The sequence below is a fragment of the Roseovarius mucosus DSM 17069 genome (genome assembly GCF_000768555.3).
In the GTDB taxonomy this organism is placed as follows: domain Bacteria; phylum Pseudomonadota; class Alphaproteobacteria; order Rhodobacterales; family Rhodobacteraceae; genus Roseovarius; species Roseovarius mucosus.
In genome coordinates this window covers 301,853-319,362 of record NZ_KN293978.2, presented here as the reverse complement: position 1 = coordinate 319,362, position 17,510 = coordinate 301,853, and the positions used below count along the sequence as shown (strand labels likewise).

Here is a 17,510-nt window from a genome sequence, read left to right as displayed (position 1 = left end):
TAGTTGGATTTACTTCGGCGGCGGGGCGGCGCAATGCGCCCCCGCTGCCGCCATGCCAGAACCAAGCGCCAGCATCGGTGGCGCGGTATAGGGGTTGAGCGGGTCCGCTGCCATTGCGTCAAAGGCGATAAACCCGGCCAACAGCGCAAGCATCGCAACCGTCACATGCGCCCGGATCATTTGCGCGCCTCCAGGCCCAGCCAGGGCCGCAACCGCACGCCCACCCATGATCCGGCAAAGGCTGCAATGAACCACACCCAGCCATGCGCCGATCCGGTGCCGATCCCGCTGAAAAACGCGCCGATGTTACAGCCAAACGCCAGCCGCGAACTATAGCCCAGCACCAGCCCCGCGATGATCACCGCGACCCAGGCCCGCGCGGGCAATATTCCAATGGGCGAGGCCAGACCCGCCCGCCACCACGCCATGAGCGCCGCGCCCCCGATCAAACCGAAATCGGTGAGCGAGGTCACATCCGTCAAGACACTGGCCGCCACTTGCGCCTGATTGCCCGGCGCTGACCAGAACGCCGATCCCGACAGATCGCCCCCCATGGCCACCACCACCTTCGCCACCCAGAGGCCCAGGCCGTACACCACGCCCCACGGTTGGCCCGCCACGATCAGATGCAGGATCGCCAATCCCGCAAGCGCCAGAATAGCCCCCCAATACCGCGCAGGCAGCCGGTGAGAGCCGCGCTTGCCCAGCATCAGGGCCAGACCGGCAACCGCCGCCAACCCGACCAGCGTGATCGCCAACCCCTGCCCGCCTGACAGCACCATGACCGGCAGGCTGCCCAGATTGGTCCACCATGTCAGGTGATAGGCCCCGGCGAAACTGCCGATGGCAAAGAACGGCAGCGCCACCGCGCCGATCGCATTGCCGCTTCCGGCATTGACCAGCGTGCCCGATCCACAGCCCAGAACGATTTGCATCGCCGCGCCAAAGACAAAGGCGCCGCCGATCATCGCCACGCCAATCGGGGCATGCGCGCCCTTCAACTCGGCCCCATTGGCCGCCAAGAGAGGAAAGGCGACGCTGGCGACAATCGCGATGCAAATCAACTGCGCCAGCAACCCCGAGGCATCCCGCTCAAGGATCATCCGCCGCCACGGCCCGGTAAAGCCAAAGCGAAACCCCTCCAGCGTCAGCCCAAAGCCAAGCCCGATCAGCAGCAAAAGCCCATAGCGGGGCCCCGCAAACAGGGCCACCGCCAGCACCACCGCCGCAATTGCGACCAAGGCCATAAGGCGCGCCGCAGCGCCGGGTGAGGACGGGATCGCGGCAGAGGCGGCTTGGCTCACACGGGGGCTCCTGTTCGGCTTAGTATTTGCCGGTGATCTTGTTCAGCAGATTCTGGAACAGACCCGGCACATTGGCCATGTCATAGCCCGCATTCGACCAGCCGACCATAGATTCGGGATACATCCGCACCCCTTCGATGCCCGCAACCTCGCTCAGCGCGAACCAGTTGGTCGCGGCCCAATGCCCGGTGTTGCAGAAGGACACCAGCCGGTCACCCGCCTCAAACCCGTTCTTAGCCGCCAATTCGCGGATCAGGTCCGGCTTGATCAGCGTCGGCTCATCCTGCCCGAACCAGCGGTCATGGGTGAAATACCGCGACTGCGGCAGGGTGCCGGGCTGTGCCGCTGCGGCATGTTTGGTCTCACCCTTCCAGAACGATTCGGGGCGCGCGTCGATCAACTCGGCGCTGTCCTTGCCGTCGATGATCGCTTTCACGTCCTCGCGCGTGGCCGTCCATGTCGGGTCATAGCTGACGGTGATGTCGCTCGGGGTGATGGCCTCTGCCGCACCCTTCGCCACCGGCTTGCCTGCCTTTTCCCAAGCGTTCATGCCACCGTTGAGAATCGCAAGATCGGTCAACCCGCTGGATTTCAGCGTCCAGTAGACCCGCGCCGCCGCGCCAAAATCGGTCTGGTCGCTGCCCTGATGCACGACCACGATAGGACGTCCCGCCGTGACCCCCAGACCGCGCAGGACCTCGGTCATCTTGTCCTCGGGCACAACCTGCCCCGGATTTTCCGCCGGTCCCCGGAACAGCCCATAGGGGGCCGGAACCGAACCCGGAATATGCCCGGTCTCATACGCAGCCCCGGTGCGAATATCGAGAACAATCGCCTCTTGCGTGGCTTGCGCCTGTGTCACACCCTCAGGGTCGGTCAGCGGCCCCAGTTGTGCCATCACAGCCACCGGCGATACAATCAGCGCCGCGGCCAGACCCAGTTTTCTGATCCTGTCAAACATAATGGTATCCCCTTGTTTTCCTGACGCGGAACCTAGGCCGCGACCAGAAGAACAACAAGTCGCCTGACCGCCAATCACATTCTCTTGAGCGAATAAGAAGCATCGCCCAAGCAGACGCGCGCGCCCCAACCAACATACCGTGACAGGCTCGGAATCCGAACAGTTTTCCGTCAAATGCGGAAATTGCGGAACGTTTTATCCAAACGCCTGCGCGTCCTCGTCCTCGTCCCCGCGCCCGGATCCCTTGGCGCCGGTCACGATCCCCAGCGATTTCAGCTTGCGATGCAGGGCGCTGCGCTCCATCCCGACGAATTCCGCCGTGCGGCTGATATTGCCACCAAAGCGGTTGATCTGGGTCAGCAGATACTCGCGCTCGAATGCTTCACGCGCCTCGCGCAGCGGCATCGTGGCAATCGCCCCCGACAGCACAACGCGCCCCTCATCGACCGGCCCGCTGCTCTCGCTCGGCAATTCGCGGGCGGCAATCGGGCCCTGTCCCTCACCCAGAATCAACACCCGCTCGATCATATTGCGCAACTGCCGCACATTCCCCGGCCAGCGCATCGTCTGCAAGAGCGCCGCCGCCTCCTCGCTCAAGGACCGCAGCGCAAGACCTTGGGTCTTGTGGAACATGGCGATGAAATGCTCGGCCAGCGCCGGAATATCCTCGCGCCGCTCCTCCAGACTGGGCACCGCAATCGGCACCACGTTGAGCCGATGAAACAACTCCCGCCGGAATCGCTCGGCGGCAATCTCCGCTTCCAGATCGCGGCTGGTCGAAGAGATCACCCGCAGATCCACCTGAATCTTGGTGCTGCCGCCCACCCGCAGGAATGTCTGATCCACCAGCACGCGCAGGATCTTCGATTGCGTGCCCATCGGCATATCAGCGACCTCGTCGAAATAGATCACCCCGCCATTGGCCTCTTCCAAGAGGCCGGGCACCACGCCGCTCTCGTCGGATTCGCGGCCAAAGAGCACCTCCTCCATCCGCTCCGGCGCAATCGAGGCACAGCCCACCGTCACAAACGGCGCCGAGGCGCGCGCAGAATTGGCGTGGATATAGCGCGCCGCCAATTCCTTGCCTGATCCCGCCGGGCCGGACAGCATTACCCGGCCATTCGATTTCGTGACCTTGTCCAATTGCCCCATCAGCGCGCGAAATGCGGATGCCTCACCCAGCATCTCCGACGGCGCGGTTTCCCGCCGCTTCAGAACTTGGTTTTCCCGCCGCAAGCGGCTGGTTTCCATGCCGCGCCGGATCACCACCATCAATTGATCAATGTTGAACGGCTTTTCGATAAAGTCATAGGCCCCCTGCTTGATCGCCGCGACGGCAATCTCGATATTGCCATGGCCCGAAATGATCACCACTGGCACGTCGGGATATTCTCGTTTGACGGTCTTGAGGATGTCGATCCCGTCCATATGGCTGTCCTTGAGCCAGATATCGAGGATCAAGAGGCCGGGCTGTTCTGCGGCAATCGCTGCCATCGCCTCGTCGGAATTGCCCGCCCGTCGCGTGCTATAGCCCTCATCCTCCAGAATATCCGAGATCAGCTCCCGAATATCGCGCTCGTCATCTACAATCAGAATATCACTCATCGGTCCCTCAACCGGCCAGCTCGGCCTCTACAGTATCTTGCACCAGCAGCGGCAGGCTGACCACGGCCATCGCCCCGGTATGTGCCCCCGCCTCGAACGGTTCCGCATCCTCAAGCACCAGCGTCCCGCCATGCTCTTCGATGATCTTCTTCACAATGGGCAGGCCAAGCCCCGTGCCCTTGTCGCGCGTCGTCACATAAGGCTCAAAGAGCCGCGCCCGGTCTTGCGGCAGCCCGATCCCGTTGTCGGAAATGCGGATCACGGCGCGGTCGCCCTCAATCGCGCTCTCGATGCGGATCATCGGGCGGTGCCCCTCGGGCGCGCCCTTTTCCTGAAGTGTTTCAATCGCTTCTCCGGCGTTCTTAACCAAGTTTGTCAACGCCTGCCCGATCATCGCCGCGTCAATATCTGCCCTAAGCGGCGCCGTATCCAACCGCAGGTCGAACACAACCCCCGGCTGCCCAGTCTCTTGCAATAGCACGACCTCGCGCAACACCTGGCTAAGGCTCTCTTGCTGCGTCACCGGTTCGGGCATCCGCGCGAACTTGGAAAACTCGTCAACAATCCGTCGCAAATCATTGGTCTGGCGCACCACCACATCAGTCAACTGCTCCAGGCTCTGCGCTTCATCTGGCGGCAATTGCTTGGCGAACTTGCGTTTGATCCGCTCGGCGCTCAATTGAATGGGCGTGAGCGGGTTCTTGATCTCATGCGCGATCCGCCGCGCCACATCGCCCCAGGCGGCCATGCGCTGCGCCGACACAAGGTCGGTCACGTCGTCAAAGGCCACCACATAGCCCTCGCGCGTGCCCGCCTCGCTGATCCGGGTCGACATGCGCACCAACAGATTCTCCTGCCGCGCACCGCGCATCACCTTGATTTCTTCCTGTACAAACCCGCCCGGCACCGTGCGCAGCCGATCAAAGAGCGCGCCAAATTCCGGCACCACCGCCTTCAGCGCCAGCGATTGCTGGTCCTCCGACCAATCCAGCAACCGTTCTGCGGCGCGATTGACAAAGGTCACGCGCCCCTCCGCATCCAACCCCACCACGCCCGATGACACAGACCCAAGCACGGAATCAAACAACCGTCGCCGCCGCTCGATCTGCTGCGTGTTGGTCAAGAGCGCCTCGCGCTGGCCCTTCAATTGCCGCGTCATCTGGTTGAAATAGGTGCTGAGCTGCGCAATCTCGTCGTCGCCCTCCTCCTCGCGCACCTGCGTATCCAGATCCCCCTCGCCCACGCGCTGCGCCGCAGAGGTCAGCCGCCCCACTGGCTGCGACAACCGCTCGGCAAACCACATGCCCAGCCAGATCGCGGCCAGGATCAGGATCACCGCAAACCCGAGATAGAGCAGCCCGAATTCAAACAGAACCCGCCCCCGCTCGCTCTCGCGCTGCTTGTAGAAATTGGCGGTTTCCTTGGTCTCGTCGAGCAGGTTCAGGATCGCCCCATCCACCGTCCGGCTGACATAGAGCAAGCGGTCCGGCAACGCCTCAAGCGGCATCAACGCACGAAACTCGTTATTCTCCCAATCGCGGATCACCACCACACCCTCGGCCTGCGCCTCGGCAATCTGCGCAGCCGTCGGGCGCTCGTAGTCAAAGAGATACGATCGCTCGCCGCGCGCCCGGATTTCGCCTGTGCCATCAATCACGAACGCCTCGCGCAGCCCGCGTTGAATCTCGCGCTGCCCCGAGGACAGGACTTGGCGAATATCGCCATCGGTCATGAACACGGCGGCCCGTTTGGTGGCATTGATCACCCGCGCCAGCACGCGAATATCGGTCTCCAGATCGCGGCGATGTTCCTCTTCATAGGCCTGCGCCGCCGCAACGGAACTGTCCACCACACGGCCCACACGCTCGGAAAACCACGCCTCTAGGCCCATGTTCACCGATAATGTCGCAAACACCGCCACCGTGATCGTGGGCAAGAGCGCCATCAGCGCAAAAACCCCCGTCAACCGCAGGTGCAGCCGCGACCCCGCGGACCGGCTTCTCCGCGCCGCCACCATCCGTGCCACGCGCTGCATGACCAGCCCGGCCACCATCAGCACGTAAATCATATCAAACAGCAGAACCAGCCGCAGCCCGTTCGACGTGGCCCCCTGATCGAGCGGCCCCATCATCAGATAGGTCGCCAAGGCGAGCACCGGCCCCAACAGCACAAGGCCAAGCGTCGCCCCATTCTGGAGACGCTGCAACCGGCGCAGGCGGCTTACACCCTCCCACGACAGCCGCCTGCCTCTGAACCCGCGTGTCTGCGTTGCCACGCACACCCCCCATTCCCTCGTGGGGCTGCACCTGCTTCCCCGCAACATATGGACCGTCCGAGGGCAAGCGCCCCCGTTTGGCAACAGTCCTGTTGCAGTTTTACATCAACTTGCGGCGGCGTGTCACGTTAATATCCAGATCGGTGATCTTCTTGCGCAACGTATTGCGGTTGATCCCCAATAGATCGGCACATTTCGCCTGATTGCCGGCCGTGGCGTCCAACGCAATCTCAATCAACGGCAACTCGATTTCACGCAAAACGCGCGTATACAGCCCCGGTGGCGGCAAGGCATCGCCATGCAGATCGAAATACCGCCGCAGATGCCCCGCAACCGACGCGGTCAGGCTCTCGCCCCGCCCTTCGCGCATCACCGGCTCGGCACGCGGCTGATTGCCCAGCACAGCCTCTACCTCGGCGCGGCTGATTTCCTCGGCCATCGCGGTCAGTCCGATTCGTCGCACCGCATTCTCCAACTGCCGCACATTGCCCGGCCAGCTATAGGCGCGCATCAACTCCGCCGCCTGCTCCGACAGATGCCGCGCCGGTTGTCCATCCCGCTCGTCGCGCCCCAGAAAATGCTCGGCCAAGAGCGGAATATCCTCGACCCGCGCGCGTAGGCTCGGCACGTCGATCACCGCCCCGCTCAGCCGGTAATAGAGATCTTCGCGCAAGGTCCCCTCTTCCAGAGCCTGCCCCGGCGGCACCCGACTTGTCGCCATGAACCGCGGCACATGATCGCCCGGCGCATCCATCATCCGGACCACCCGGCCCTGCGCCTCAAGCGGCAGGTCCGTCACCTCATCCAGTACGATCGTGCCGCCCTTGACCCGCGCCATGATCCGCGACGGCCCGTCCAACTCGCGCAAGTCCCCTGGCGTCACCGTGACAAACGGCAGCGTGCGCCGGTCCGAGAAATCATGGATCGCCTTGGCAATCAGAGACTTGCCCGTGCCCGACTCGCCACAGATCATCACCGGCAGGTCGGTGTTCATGATCCGCGCCACCACCCGGTAAAGCGCCTGCATCGCCGCCGTGCGCCCGATCAGCGGCAATTCCTCTGGCCGCTCTACCTCGACCTCGCGTATGGGCCGCCGTGCCCGGCTCTCCAGCGCCCGCGCCGTCCGCTTCATCAGGTCCGGCAGGTCAAAGGGCTTGGGCAAATAATCATAGGCCTCCGCCTCTGCCGCCTTGATCGCCGTCATGATCGTGTTTTGCGCCGAAATCACGATCACCGGCAATCCGGGCCGGTCCTGCGCGATCTTGGGCAACATTTCTAGCCCATTGCCATCGGGCATCATCACATCCGAGATGACGACATCGCCCTTGCCCTCGCCCACCCACCGCATCAGCGTGGTCAGGCTCGAGGTGGCATGCACCCGGCACCCCGCCCGTGTCAGCGCCTGCGTCAGAACCGTGCGGATCGTGCGGTCGTCATCGGCGACCAGTACCGTGCCATCCATCCTCAAGCCTCCTTGGTTGCGTCCGCTGCCCGTTGCAGCGAAATCCGAAACACCGTGCGCCCCGGCACGGAATTTACCGAAATCCAGCCGTCATGGTCCGAAATGATCTTGGCCGCCAAGGCCAAGCCCAACCCCGTCCCATTCTCGCGCCCTGAAACAAAGGGATCGAACACCTGATCTGCAATCTCGGGCGGCAGGCCGGGACCATCGTCGATGATCTCGATCTGCAAGGGCAGCGCCTTGCCCTGCCCCTCGCCGCGCCGCACTCTGAGCGACTGTTCGTAATAGGTATGCAGGCGGATCGTGCCGGGCCTGCCCCGCGCCGCCTCGGCCGCGTTCTTCAAGAGGTTCAGCACCACCTGCAACAACTGGTCACTATCGCCAAGCGCCAGCGGCAGCGACGGATCGTAATCCTCGACCAGCGCCATATGCGCGGCAAAGCCCAGCATGGCCGACCGCCGCGCGCGGTCCAGCACATCATGCACATTGACCGGGCGCATATCGGGCGCGCTGATATTGCCAAACTGCTCGACCCGCTCCAACAGGCTCACGATCCGGCGGCTTTCACTCACGATCAAATCCGTCAGTTCCAGATCCTCTGGCCCCAGCGTCATCGACAAGAGCTGCGCCGCGCCGGTGATACCCGCCAGCGGGTTCTTGATCTCATGCGCCAGCATTTCCGCCATGCCGATCGCCGATTTCGCCGCCGATTTCACATTGCTGTTCTGTACCATGCGCCCGGCCAATTCGCGCGGGCTGATGAGCATGATCATATGCCCCGGACGGCCCGTCAGCGGCGCCACCTGCAAATTGCATTGCATCGGCGCGCGCTCGCCCGTGCCCACATCCACATCGTTGACAAAGAGCGGCGCGTCATTGGCCCGCGCCCGCTCGAACGCCTCTTCCAGCGGCGCGTTGACCGCCAGCTTGTCCCACACCGGCTGTCCCATCAGCGCCCGCGACGACGACATCATGAACCCTTCCGCCGCCGGATTGATCCCCGCGATCCGGTCTTGCGGATCAAGCAGGATCGCGGGCACCGGCAAGGAGGTCCAGATCGCATCCTCCGTGCTCATGCGGCGACCCGCGCAATCTGCGCGCCCCCGGCCATTGCATCGGGCAAACGCTCCAGCACCGCCGCTGGCGCGCTAGCTGTCAGCACCGCACGCCGCAGGCTCTCGCCCGTGCCCGCCGCATCCATGTACCACCCCAGATGCTTGCGCGCGACGCGCAGCCCCAGATCCCGGCCATAAAAGCTCAGCATCGCCTCGTAATGCCCGGCCACCAGATCGGCCAAGGCCGCCCCCTGCGGCACCACCGGGGCTGTGCCCTGCCCCATCGCCGCCGCGACCTCTGCCAGAACCCAAGGCCGCCCACGTGCGCCCCGACCAATCATCACACCCGCCGCCCCGGACAGCGCCGCCGCCCGGCGCGCCGTGGCAACGTCTGTAATATCGCCGTTGGCAATGACCGGAACATGGACAGCCGCCACAATCTCCGAAATCGCCGCCCAATCCGCCGACCCTTTGTAAAACTGGCAGCGCGTGCGCCCATGCACCGTGACCATCGCCACGCCCACGCCCTCTGCCCGCCGCGCCAGATCCGCCGCGTTCAAACAGTCGTGATCCCAACCCAAGCGCATCTTCAGTGTGACCGGTACATCGACCGCGCCCACCACCGCCTCGATCAACCGCAACGCATGATCCGGATCGCGCATCAAGGCCGAGCCAGACGCCCCGGCCCCACTGGCACTCACCACCTTCTTGGCCGGGCAGCCCATGTTGATATCGATGATCCGTGCGCCCTGGCTGGCCACCACCCGCGCCGCCTCTGCCATCCACTGCGCATCGCAGCCCGCCAGTTGAACGGCCGTATTCTCCGCCCCAAGACCCAATTCCGCCTTGCCGCGCGCCGAGGGCTTGGCCTGAACCATTTCCTGGCTTGCGACCATCTCGCTTACCACGAGCCCCGCGCCAAATTCCGCCACAACGTTGCGAAACGGCAGGTCGGTGATTCCCGCCATCGGCGCCAAGAGGACCGGTGTCGCCAAAGCCTTGTTCGCGATCCTGAGCATATCCCTGCCTAATCCTTGTGCATATCGCCGGTTCTACCCGTGAACCCCGCATCAAACAATGATCACAGGCCCAATTAACAGTCGCTAGCGGCCGACATGCCCATTTATTAGGCAGATGCTCAGCCATTGCGCTCGGATAAAACCCGTCCTAATCAAGAGCCATGACAACCGCCGCCCTCATCGTCGCCGCAGGCCGGGGCACCCGCGCAGGCGGGGACTGCCCCAAGCAATGGCAGCCCCTTTTGGGCCGCCGTGTCATCGACTGGACGCTCGACGCCTTTCTGGGTGCTGAAGGGATCGACAGGATCCTCGTCGTGCTACATCCCGACGACCTCGACCGTCTTGCCCCCGATCCTCGGATTCTGGTCACGACGGGCGGTGCCACACGCGCCGAGTCGGTCCGAAACGGCCTCGAAGTCTTGGCAAGCGATCCGCCCGACCACGTGCTCATCCATGACGTGGCAAGATGTTGTACAAAATCACCTTACATAGCTTACATAACTTACAAAATCCGCAGCACCGGTTTGCCCGCGCTGGCCCCGGCTCTCCCCGTGACCGATGCGCTCTGGACCGGGGTCGACGGGCGCGTGACCGGCACCCGTGATCGTACCGGGCTATACCGCGCTCAGACCCCGCAAGCCTTTGATTTTACATCAATTATTGCCGCGCACCGGGCGCATGAGGGCGACGCCGCCGACGATGTCGCCGTCGCCCGCGCCGCCGGGATTGACGTGACAATCCTCGATGGCGACGAGGACAACCTCAAGATCACCCACCCGCACGACTTTAAACGTGCAGAGAAAATACTTGGAAATCAGATGGATATACGTGTCGGCTCAGGTTTCGACGTCCACCGCTTCGGCCCCGGTGACCACTGTATGCTCTGCGGTGTCGCCGTCCCCCATGATCGCGGGTTGCAAGGCCATTCCGATGCAGATGTAGGGCTTCACGCCCTCGCAGACGCTATATATGGGGGATTGGCACAGGGTGACATCGGTCGCCACTTCCCCCCCAGTGACCCCCAGTGGAAAGGCGCCAAAAGCCACATCTTCTTGCGCCACGCGGTGGGATTGGCGGATGAACTTGGCTTCAAGATCAATAATATAGACGTCACTCTTGTCTGTGAGCGTCCCAAGATTACGCCCCACGCCCCCGCCATGCAGGCCGCCCTCTCCGAGATCACCGGCATCGCCCCTGACCGCATTTCAGTCAAGGCCACAACGTCAGAACGCCTCGGCTTCACCGGACGAGAGGAAGGCATCGCCGCGCAAGCGGTTGTCACCTTGGTGAAACCATGCGCCTAACCCATTTAATTTGCACATTTTTCTATGTCGGCCATCTTCGCCCGGCCCCCGGCACATGGGGATCGCTCGCGGCCCTGCCGGTGGCCTGGGCGCTACATCTTGCGGGCGGTCCGGCTCTTCTCTTCTTGGGGATTCTGCTCTCCTTCACATTAGGATGGTGGGCTACCCATCTGGAAACAAAGGGAAAGGCTAATCATGATCCATCCGAGATCGTGATTGACGAGGTGGCCGGCCAATGGCTTGCCTTCCTGCCAGTCTCGATCGGGGCCTCCCATGCCGGGGCGGACCTCCTAAATCTTTGGCCCGGCTTCGTTTTTTCCTTCGCCGCCTTCCGCTTCTTCGACATCACCAAACTCGGCCCCATCGGTTGGGCCGACCGCCGCGACGACGCCTTGGGCGTCATGCTGGATGATATCGTCGCTGGCTTTGCCGCCGCGCTTTGTGTCCTTTTGGCTGCCGGCTTCTATCACGGGGTTCTAGGGCTATGATTACCAAGGAAATTCTTGCTCTTGCACGGGCAAAGGGCATGATGATCACCACCGCCGAAAGCTGCACGGGCGGCATGGTCGCTGCGGCCTTGACTGACATCCCCGGCTCTTCCGCCGTGGTTGAGCGTGGCTTTGTAACCTATTCAAATACTGCAAAAATCGAGATGTTGGGCGTGTCGGAGCCGACCCTCGCGACCTACGGGGCGGTTTCCGAACAGGTGGCAAAGGAGATGGCTGACGGCGCATTGCGGCATAGTGCGGCCCAGCTTGCCGTTTCGATCACCGGCATCGCCGGCCCCGGTGGCTCCGAGCACAAACCCGAGGGGCGCGTCTGCTTTGGCCTCGCCCGGATCGGACAGCCGACTTGGACCGAAACCGTGGAATTCGGCCCACTAGGCCGTGGTGCCGTCCGTGAGAGCGCTCGAACTCATGCGCTTGAATTGCTTTTTATCTCATTGAATGAATGACTTGAACCGCACACTTCATGCGTTCCCATAAAGCTCCTGCGCCCGCTGCTCAAAGGCCCGCACGATGCGCTTCATCGCCTCATAGAAAAACAGATCAGCTGCGGATTGTAACAACCTGTTCTTGAAAGCAAAGTCGACGTCAAAACTGACCTCGCATCCACCCTCCACATCGCGAAACGCCCAGTTCGAGCGCATGTGGTGAAACGGCCCCTCCAGATACTCCGTCTCGATCCGCCGCATTGCCGGCCAGAGCACCACGCGACTCCCAAAGCGCTCCCGGAACACTTTGAAACTGATCACAAGATCCGCTTCCATGATCTCTGAGCCATCCTGTTGCGGGCGCACGGATCGCACACGCGCCGCCGCCGTCCAGGGCAGGAACTGCGGATAGCTCGCCACATCCGCCACCAGCGTATACATCTGCTCGGCCGTGTAGCGTAAAACGCGCGTCTCAGAATGTGTTGGCATGCGCCCCCCGGTTTCCGCGTGACAGTGCGCCGCTTTTTCCTAGACTGGTCCGGGATGTTCAAGGGGGTCACATGCCGCAACACGCCTATGTTATAGATAAAATGATCTCGGCCAAGAGCATCGCGGCGCGAATCGAGGCGTTGTCCCATAAAATTGAAGCCGAGTTCGCAGGTACGCAAAAACTGGTGGTGGTGGGGCTGTTACGAGGCTCATTCATCTTCATCGCAGATCTGGTGCGCGAACTCGATCTGCCGGTGGAGGTCGATTTCGTCGAAACATCCTCTTATGGAAACGCCATGGAAAGCAGCCGAGAAGTTCGTATTCTCAAAGATTTACGCGGCGATATTGAAGGGCGTGACGTGCTGGTGGTAGAGGATATCGTCGATACCGGCCACACGCTCTTCCACGTTCTGCACCTGCTACAGAGCCGCAGGCCGCACAAGCTCCGAACCATCGCACTTCTCGACAAACCCTCGCGCCGCGAGGCAGACATTCGCGCAGACTGGATCGGCTTTGAAATCCCGGACGAATTTGTCGTGGGCTATGGAATTGACTATGCGCAACGCAATCGGAACCTGCCCTACATCGGCAAGGTGCGCTTTGTCGACAACTAGCTAGAAATGGCGGACCCAAGAGGATTCGAACCTCTGGCCTCTGCCTTCGGAGGGCAGCGCTCTATCCAGCTGAGCTATGGGTCCACTTGCGCGGTGGTATAGCGGGGCCGGCCCGACCCCGCAATCGCAAAATCAGCCAAATAGCTCATGCGCCAGCTCGAGCGCCTCGATCAGCACATCCACCTCGGCACGGGTGTTATACATCGCAAAGGACGCACGGCAGGTGGCGCTGACGCCCAGATGCTCCATCAGGGGCCCGGTGCAGTGCTGCCCGGCGCGGACGGCCACGCCCTTCTTGTCGAGTATGGTAGAAATGTCGTGGGCATGTGCAGCCCCTTGCATCGTAAAGGAAAAAATCGCCGCCTTGTCCGGTGTCGTGCCCTGCACGTTGATCCAGTTGAGCCCTGCCAAACGCTTTTGCGCATAGCGGCTCAGATCATCCTCATGGGCGCTGATTGCCCCCATGCCAATGCCCATCATATACTCTAGTGCCACACCCAGGCCGATCGTCTGCACGATGCCTGGTGTGCCCGCCTCGAACTTCATTGGCGGATCATTATAGGTCACGCTGTCGCGCGTCACCTCACGGATCATATCGCCGCCGCCCATAAAGGGGCGCATTTCGACCATCCGTTCCTTGCGGACAAAGATTGCCCCCGATCCCGAGGGACCATAGAGCTTGTGACCCGTAATGGCGTAGAAATCACAGCCCATCTCATCGAGATTGACCGGCATATGCACCGCCGCCTGAGAGCCATCCACAAGCACAGGCACCCCCCGCGCTCGCGCGGCATCGCAGATCGCCTTTACATCAACTTTGGTTCCTAAAACATTGGAAAGCTGCGTAATTGCAATAAGTCGGGTCCTTGGCGTGATCGCATCAATCACCTTTTGAGGGTCGAGATAGCCGCGCGCATCAACATCCACCCATTTCAGCGCAACACCCTGCCTTTCGCGCAGGAAATGCCATGGCACGATATTGGCGTGATGCTCCATGACGCTCAGGATGATCTCATCTCCGGCCTGCATACGCGGCATGGCCCAACCATAAGCGACCATGTTGATCCCCTCGGTCGTCCCGGAGTTGAAGATGATCTGATCCTCATCCGCCACGCCCAGAAACCGCGCCACGATACCGCGCACCGCCTCGTATTTCTCGGTCGCGAGGTTGCTCAGGTAATGCAGTCCGCGATGCACATTGGCATATTCCATCGAATACGCCTGTGTCACCGCGTCGATGACCACCTGTGGCTTTTGCGCCGAGGCCCCATTATCGAGATAAACCAAAGGCTTACCATTCACTTCTCGTGCAAGAATCGGGAAATCGGCACGAATTTTCTCGACATCGAGCATCTTATGCCCCTCCCATTGCGGCTACGCCTATCAGGCTTAGCAGAATGCTCAGTCCGACCGCCATAGCGGCGATGGACAGGATGATAACACCAAATGATTTCAACATGTTGTCAAAGCGATGCGCGGCATCGACAAACCCCGTGAGGATATAGATACCCCAGACCGAGGACACAAAGATCACGAGGGCCGCCACCGTTGGAAGCGCCAGGACCAGCACCGCGACCGCAACTTGCAGGATGAGGCGCAACACCTGCAACCAGCAGATCAGCACCAGAACATCCTGCACCGTCGCCTTGCCCCCCAACATGCCTCCGACCCAAAAGAGCGCATAGACCGTAATCACAAGCGCCCCCAACAAGAAGAGGGTGAAAAGCAGCGGTGAATGAAAGGCCGGCGGCATCAGCGTCGGCGTGCTCGGGTCCATCGGCGGAGCAAGACGCAGCGACACCGAATAAACGATCGCGTTGAGGACCGACATCAGCCCCAACGCCATCCACAAAACCTGTTGCGGCAGGCCAAACCCGATCAACCCGCGCGCCGCCTCTCTCGGGCGAAACAGGGTTTCCAGCAAAAGCGCCTTGAACTCCGCCTGCGTCATACCCCGCCCCACTCTGCCTCGATCAAACCGGACGCCCAAAACCACAGGAAGACCAGCAACCACAAGAGACCAATCACCTGCAGTTCCAACCCCGGTCCAACAAATCCGGCCACAAGACCATGCAACAAGATCAACGGACTAGCCGCAAGAAATGCCCAGAAAAGCGCAATCCGCGCGCCAAAGGCGGTTCCCTTGCCCCGCAGAACGCGAGCAATGCCATGGCTGACAAGAGCCAACGAGTAGAGAATCAAAGGGGCAATGAAAACCCACGCCAAGAGCGAGGCCCCCAGCAACGGGTTTAGCTCTTGACCCGTCAAATACGCTTCGCGCGCAAGCCGAGGCCATTGCGCGACAAAGACCACCACACAAGCGGCAATCAGAATTACCAGCGCGCGATCCTCACGCGGGCCCATAGCCAGCAAGCGCCTTACCACCCGGCGCGGACCGCGATAGGTGGCCACAAGATCGGTCGTAACCGGCATCAGCGGCGCCTGCGCTCCAGCCAGGCGGCAAGCTGGCTGTTGATGTCCTCGCGCAGGCCCTCGTCCTCGATTTCCTCGACCGCTTCGGCCAGAAAGGACAAGGTCAAGAGGTCGGTCGCAATCGTCCGGGGAATTCCGCGCGCCCGCAGATAATAGAGCGCATCCTCGTCAATCGCCCCCGAGGTCGACCCATGCGAACAGGCCACGTCATCGGCATAGATCTCCAGTTCCGGTTTGGCCAAAAACTGACTGTCCTCATCCAGCAAGAGCGCCTGGCTGATCTGATAGCCATCGGTCTTCTGCGCTCCGGGCTTGACCAGAATCTTGCCCTGAAACACGCCCGTTGCCCCGTTGCGCAGGACTTTCTTGAACACTTGGCGGCTTTCGCAGCGCTGCGCATCATGGGTGACGAACACCGTGTCGTCCTGATGGAAATCCCCATCGCCCATGGCGGCCCCCGCCACATGCGCCACCGCGTCATCGCCCAGCAGTTCGATCACACATTCGTTGCGCGTCATTACCCCGTTCGCAGTCAGGGTAAAGGATTTGAAGAGGCTCTGCGCCCCCAACCGGGCGAATATATGCGTGGCCGCCCGCCGCTCGTGATCGCGGCCCTGGGTACGGATATGATGAAACCGCGCGCCTTCGGCCACATCCACCTCCATCACCTTGTTGAACCGCGCGGCGGCGGGGCCATTCTCGAGAAGGGTAACTTCGGTCTCGGGGTCAAGCTTGATCACATGATGCAGGATGGCATCAGAAACCTCGGATTTATGGACATAAACCAGATTGATCGGCTTGCTCGGGCGGCCCGTCACATGGATGAGCACGCCATCCGTGGCATAGGCGGTGTTCAGCGCGGCCAAGGGCCGTGCCACCGGCGTTTGCCCCTTCTCCTCCAGCACGCCGTAGAGGTCGCGCGCCCAATGGATATCGCTCTTGGTTGCCATTCCCAGGCGGTCGATGCGCACGCCCTCCAGTGTCAGATCATCGCTCGCCTCGGCATCGAACACACCATCAACGAACACCAGCTTGAGCCGATCTACATCCGCAAAGCTGTCAGGCTCATCATCGTTGAGAAAAAGCGCCGCGTGCGGAGCCTCGACCTGCACAAGGCTTTCGGGGCGGGTGAATTTCCAGTATTCATCGCGCCGATCCGGCAGGCCCATGACCTGCACACGCGTCAACGCCGCCTCTCGCGCGGCCGTCGCCCACAATCCCCCCTCCGGCAAGGCCATCGCCCCCAGCCTCGCCTCAAGCGTTGTCTGCTTTGCTTGCGGCTGCGCCATCACGCCACCTCCGCCAGAATATCGGCATAGCCGTTTTGCTCCACCTCAAGCGCAAGCTCGGGCCCGCCGGTCTTGATGATGCGGCCGTCGTACATGATATGCACGACATCCGGCTTGATATGATCAAGCAGGCGCTGGTAATGCGTGATCACAAGAAAGGCGCGGCCCGCATCGCGCAGCGCATTCACCCCATCCGAGACCAGCTTCATCGCGTCCACATCAAGTCCCGAGTCGGTCTCGTCAAGGATGCACATCTTTGGCTCCAGCATCGCCATCTGGAGGATTTCATTGCGTTTTTTCTCACCGCCAGAGAAGCCGACGTTGACCGGACGCTTCAGCATATCCGCGTCGATCTGAAGCGTTTTGGCCTTCTCTCGCACGACTTTTAGAAACTCGGCGGCGCTCATTTCCTCTTCGCCGCGCGCCTTGCGCTGCGCATTCACGGCCGTGCGCAAGAATGTCATGTTGCCCACGCCGGGGATTTCAACCGGATATTGGAAGGCCAGGAACAGCCCCGCCGCCGCACGCTCTTCCGGCTCCATATCAAGAAGATCAACACCCGCCAAAGTGGCGCTGCCATCAGTCACGGTATAGCCGTCACGCCCAGAAAGGACATAGGAGAGCGTCGACTTGCCAGAGCCGTTAGGTCCCATGATCGCATGCACTGTCCCGGCCTCGACGGTCAGGTTGACCCCTTTGAGGATGGTTTTATCCTCTTCTTCAAGATCGACGTGCAGGTTCTTGATTTCCAACATTTTCCTTGATC

18 protein-coding genes and 1 tRNA gene are annotated in these 17,510 nt (G+C 61.8%); 4 read left to right on the top strand and 15 right to left on the bottom strand.

Annotated elements, in window-relative coordinates:
* Positions 1–9: 9 nt before the first annotated feature.
* The 8 genes from ROSMUC_RS21005 to dusB form a co-directional block, all read right to left on the bottom strand.
* Positions 10–180: a hypothetical protein gene (locus ROSMUC_RS21005; RefSeq protein WP_170062558.1), complete on the bottom strand. Its 171-nt coding sequence runs from the start codon at positions 178–180 to the stop codon at positions 10–12.
* Positions 177–1,247 (bottom strand): YeeE/YedE family protein, encoded by a 1,071-nt coding sequence (locus ROSMUC_RS08585; RefSeq protein ID WP_245875147.1) that lies wholly within the window; start codon positions 1,245–1,247, stop codon positions 177–179. Before ROSMUC_RS08585 ends, ROSMUC_RS21005 begins: the two co-directional genes overlap by 4 nt.
* A gap of 76 nt (positions 1,248–1,323) precedes the next feature.
* Positions 1,324–2,265 (bottom strand): sulfurtransferase, encoded by a 942-nt coding sequence (locus tag ROSMUC_RS08580; RefSeq protein ID WP_102105902.1) that lies wholly within the window; start codon positions 2,263–2,265, stop codon positions 1,324–1,326.
* Between the two features lie 195 nt (positions 2,266–2,460).
* On the bottom strand, positions 2,461–3,870 hold the full coding sequence (ntrX, locus tag ROSMUC_RS08575; RefSeq protein WP_037271720.1) for a nitrogen assimilation response regulator NtrX: 1,410 nt from the start codon (positions 3,868–3,870) through the stop codon (positions 2,461–2,463).
* 7 nt (positions 3,871–3,877) lie between these two features.
* Positions 3,878–6,145, bottom strand: coding sequence for a sensor histidine kinase NtrY-like (locus ROSMUC_RS08570; RefSeq protein WP_102105901.1), 2,268 nt, complete (start codon positions 6,143–6,145; stop codon positions 3,878–3,880).
* A 100-nt stretch (positions 6,146–6,245) separates the two neighbouring features.
* Positions 6,246–7,607, bottom strand: a complete 1,362-nt coding sequence (locus ROSMUC_RS08565) for a sigma-54-dependent Fis family transcriptional regulator (protein ID WP_037271714.1) — start codon at positions 7,605–7,607, stop codon at positions 6,246–6,248.
* Between the two features lie 2 nt (positions 7,608–7,609).
* On the bottom strand, positions 7,610–8,683 hold the full coding sequence (locus ROSMUC_RS08560; RefSeq protein WP_037271712.1) for a two-component system sensor histidine kinase NtrB: 1,074 nt from the start codon (positions 8,681–8,683) through the stop codon (positions 7,610–7,612).
* Complete coding sequence (dusB, locus tag ROSMUC_RS08555) at positions 8,680–9,681, bottom strand: tRNA dihydrouridine synthase DusB (RefSeq protein WP_037271709.1); 1,002 nt, start codon at positions 9,679–9,681, stop codon at positions 8,680–8,682. Before dusB ends, ROSMUC_RS08560 begins: the two co-directional genes overlap by 4 nt.
* Before the next feature lie 161 nt (positions 9,682–9,842).
* On the opposite strand from dusB, the gene ROSMUC_RS08550 reads away from it, so the two are divergent.
* The 3 genes from ROSMUC_RS08550 to ROSMUC_RS08540 are packed head-to-tail and all read left to right on the top strand — an operon-like array spanning position 9,843 to position 11,940.
* Positions 9,843–10,985: a bifunctional 2-C-methyl-D-erythritol 4-phosphate cytidylyltransferase/2-C-methyl-D-erythritol 2,4-cyclodiphosphate synthase gene (locus tag ROSMUC_RS08550; protein ID WP_037271707.1), complete on the top strand. Its 1,143-nt coding sequence runs from the start codon at positions 9,843–9,845 to the stop codon at positions 10,983–10,985.
* Entirely contained in the window at positions 10,976–11,473 is a 498-nt protein-coding gene (locus tag ROSMUC_RS08545; protein ID WP_037271704.1) for a phosphatidylglycerophosphatase A family protein, read from the top strand. Before ROSMUC_RS08550 ends, ROSMUC_RS08545 begins: the two co-directional genes overlap by 10 nt.
* Complete coding sequence (locus tag ROSMUC_RS08540) at positions 11,470–11,940, top strand: CinA family protein (RefSeq protein WP_037271702.1); 471 nt, start codon at positions 11,470–11,472, stop codon at positions 11,938–11,940. The genes ROSMUC_RS08545 and ROSMUC_RS08540 overlap by 4 nt, the downstream gene beginning before the upstream one ends.
* Before the next feature lie 15 nt (positions 11,941–11,955).
* Here ROSMUC_RS08540 and ROSMUC_RS08535 read toward each other — a convergent pair whose 3' ends face one another.
* Positions 11,956–12,408, bottom strand: coding sequence for a type II toxin-antitoxin system RatA family toxin (locus ROSMUC_RS08535; RefSeq protein WP_037271700.1), 453 nt, complete (start codon positions 12,406–12,408; stop codon positions 11,956–11,958).
* Positions 12,409–12,479: 71 nt separating this feature from the next.
* Here ROSMUC_RS08535 and hpt point away from each other — a divergent pair, with 71 nt between their 5' ends.
* Positions 12,480–13,022 (top strand): hypoxanthine phosphoribosyltransferase, encoded by a 543-nt coding sequence (gene hpt, locus ROSMUC_RS08530; RefSeq protein ID WP_037271698.1) that lies wholly within the window; start codon positions 12,480–12,482, stop codon positions 13,020–13,022.
* Positions 13,023–13,029: 7 nt separating this feature from the next.
* Here the strand turns inward: hpt and ROSMUC_RS08525 are convergent.
* From ROSMUC_RS08525 to sufC, 6 genes are all read right to left on the bottom strand, one after another.
* Positions 13,030–13,106 (bottom strand) — tRNA-Arg (locus ROSMUC_RS08525).
* Between the two features lie 48 nt (positions 13,107–13,154).
* The gene (locus tag ROSMUC_RS08520; RefSeq protein ID WP_037271694.1) at positions 13,155–14,375 is read right to left on the bottom strand and encodes a cysteine desulfurase; all 1,221 of its coding nucleotides are present in this window, start codon (positions 14,373–14,375) and stop codon (positions 13,155–13,157) included.
* A 1-nt stretch (position 14,376) separates the two neighbouring features.
* On the bottom strand, positions 14,377–14,973 hold the full coding sequence (locus ROSMUC_RS08515; protein WP_037271691.1) for a Yip1 family protein: 597 nt from the start codon (positions 14,971–14,973) through the stop codon (positions 14,377–14,379).
* A complete protein-coding gene (locus ROSMUC_RS08510) occupies positions 14,970–15,455 on the bottom strand; it encodes a hypothetical protein (RefSeq protein ID WP_037271689.1) in 486 nt (161 codons plus the stop codon). The genes ROSMUC_RS08515 and ROSMUC_RS08510 overlap by 4 nt, the downstream gene beginning before the upstream one ends.
* On the bottom strand, positions 15,455–16,744 hold the full coding sequence (locus ROSMUC_RS08505) for a SufB/SufD family protein (protein ID WP_037271687.1): 1,290 nt from the start codon (positions 16,742–16,744) through the stop codon (positions 15,455–15,457). Before ROSMUC_RS08505 ends, ROSMUC_RS08510 begins: the two co-directional genes overlap by 1 nt.
* Positions 16,744–17,499, bottom strand: coding sequence for a Fe-S cluster assembly ATPase SufC (gene sufC, locus ROSMUC_RS08500; RefSeq protein WP_037271686.1), 756 nt, complete (start codon positions 17,497–17,499; stop codon positions 16,744–16,746). Before sufC ends, ROSMUC_RS08505 begins: the two co-directional genes overlap by 1 nt.
* Positions 17,500–17,510: the final 11 nt, after the last annotated feature.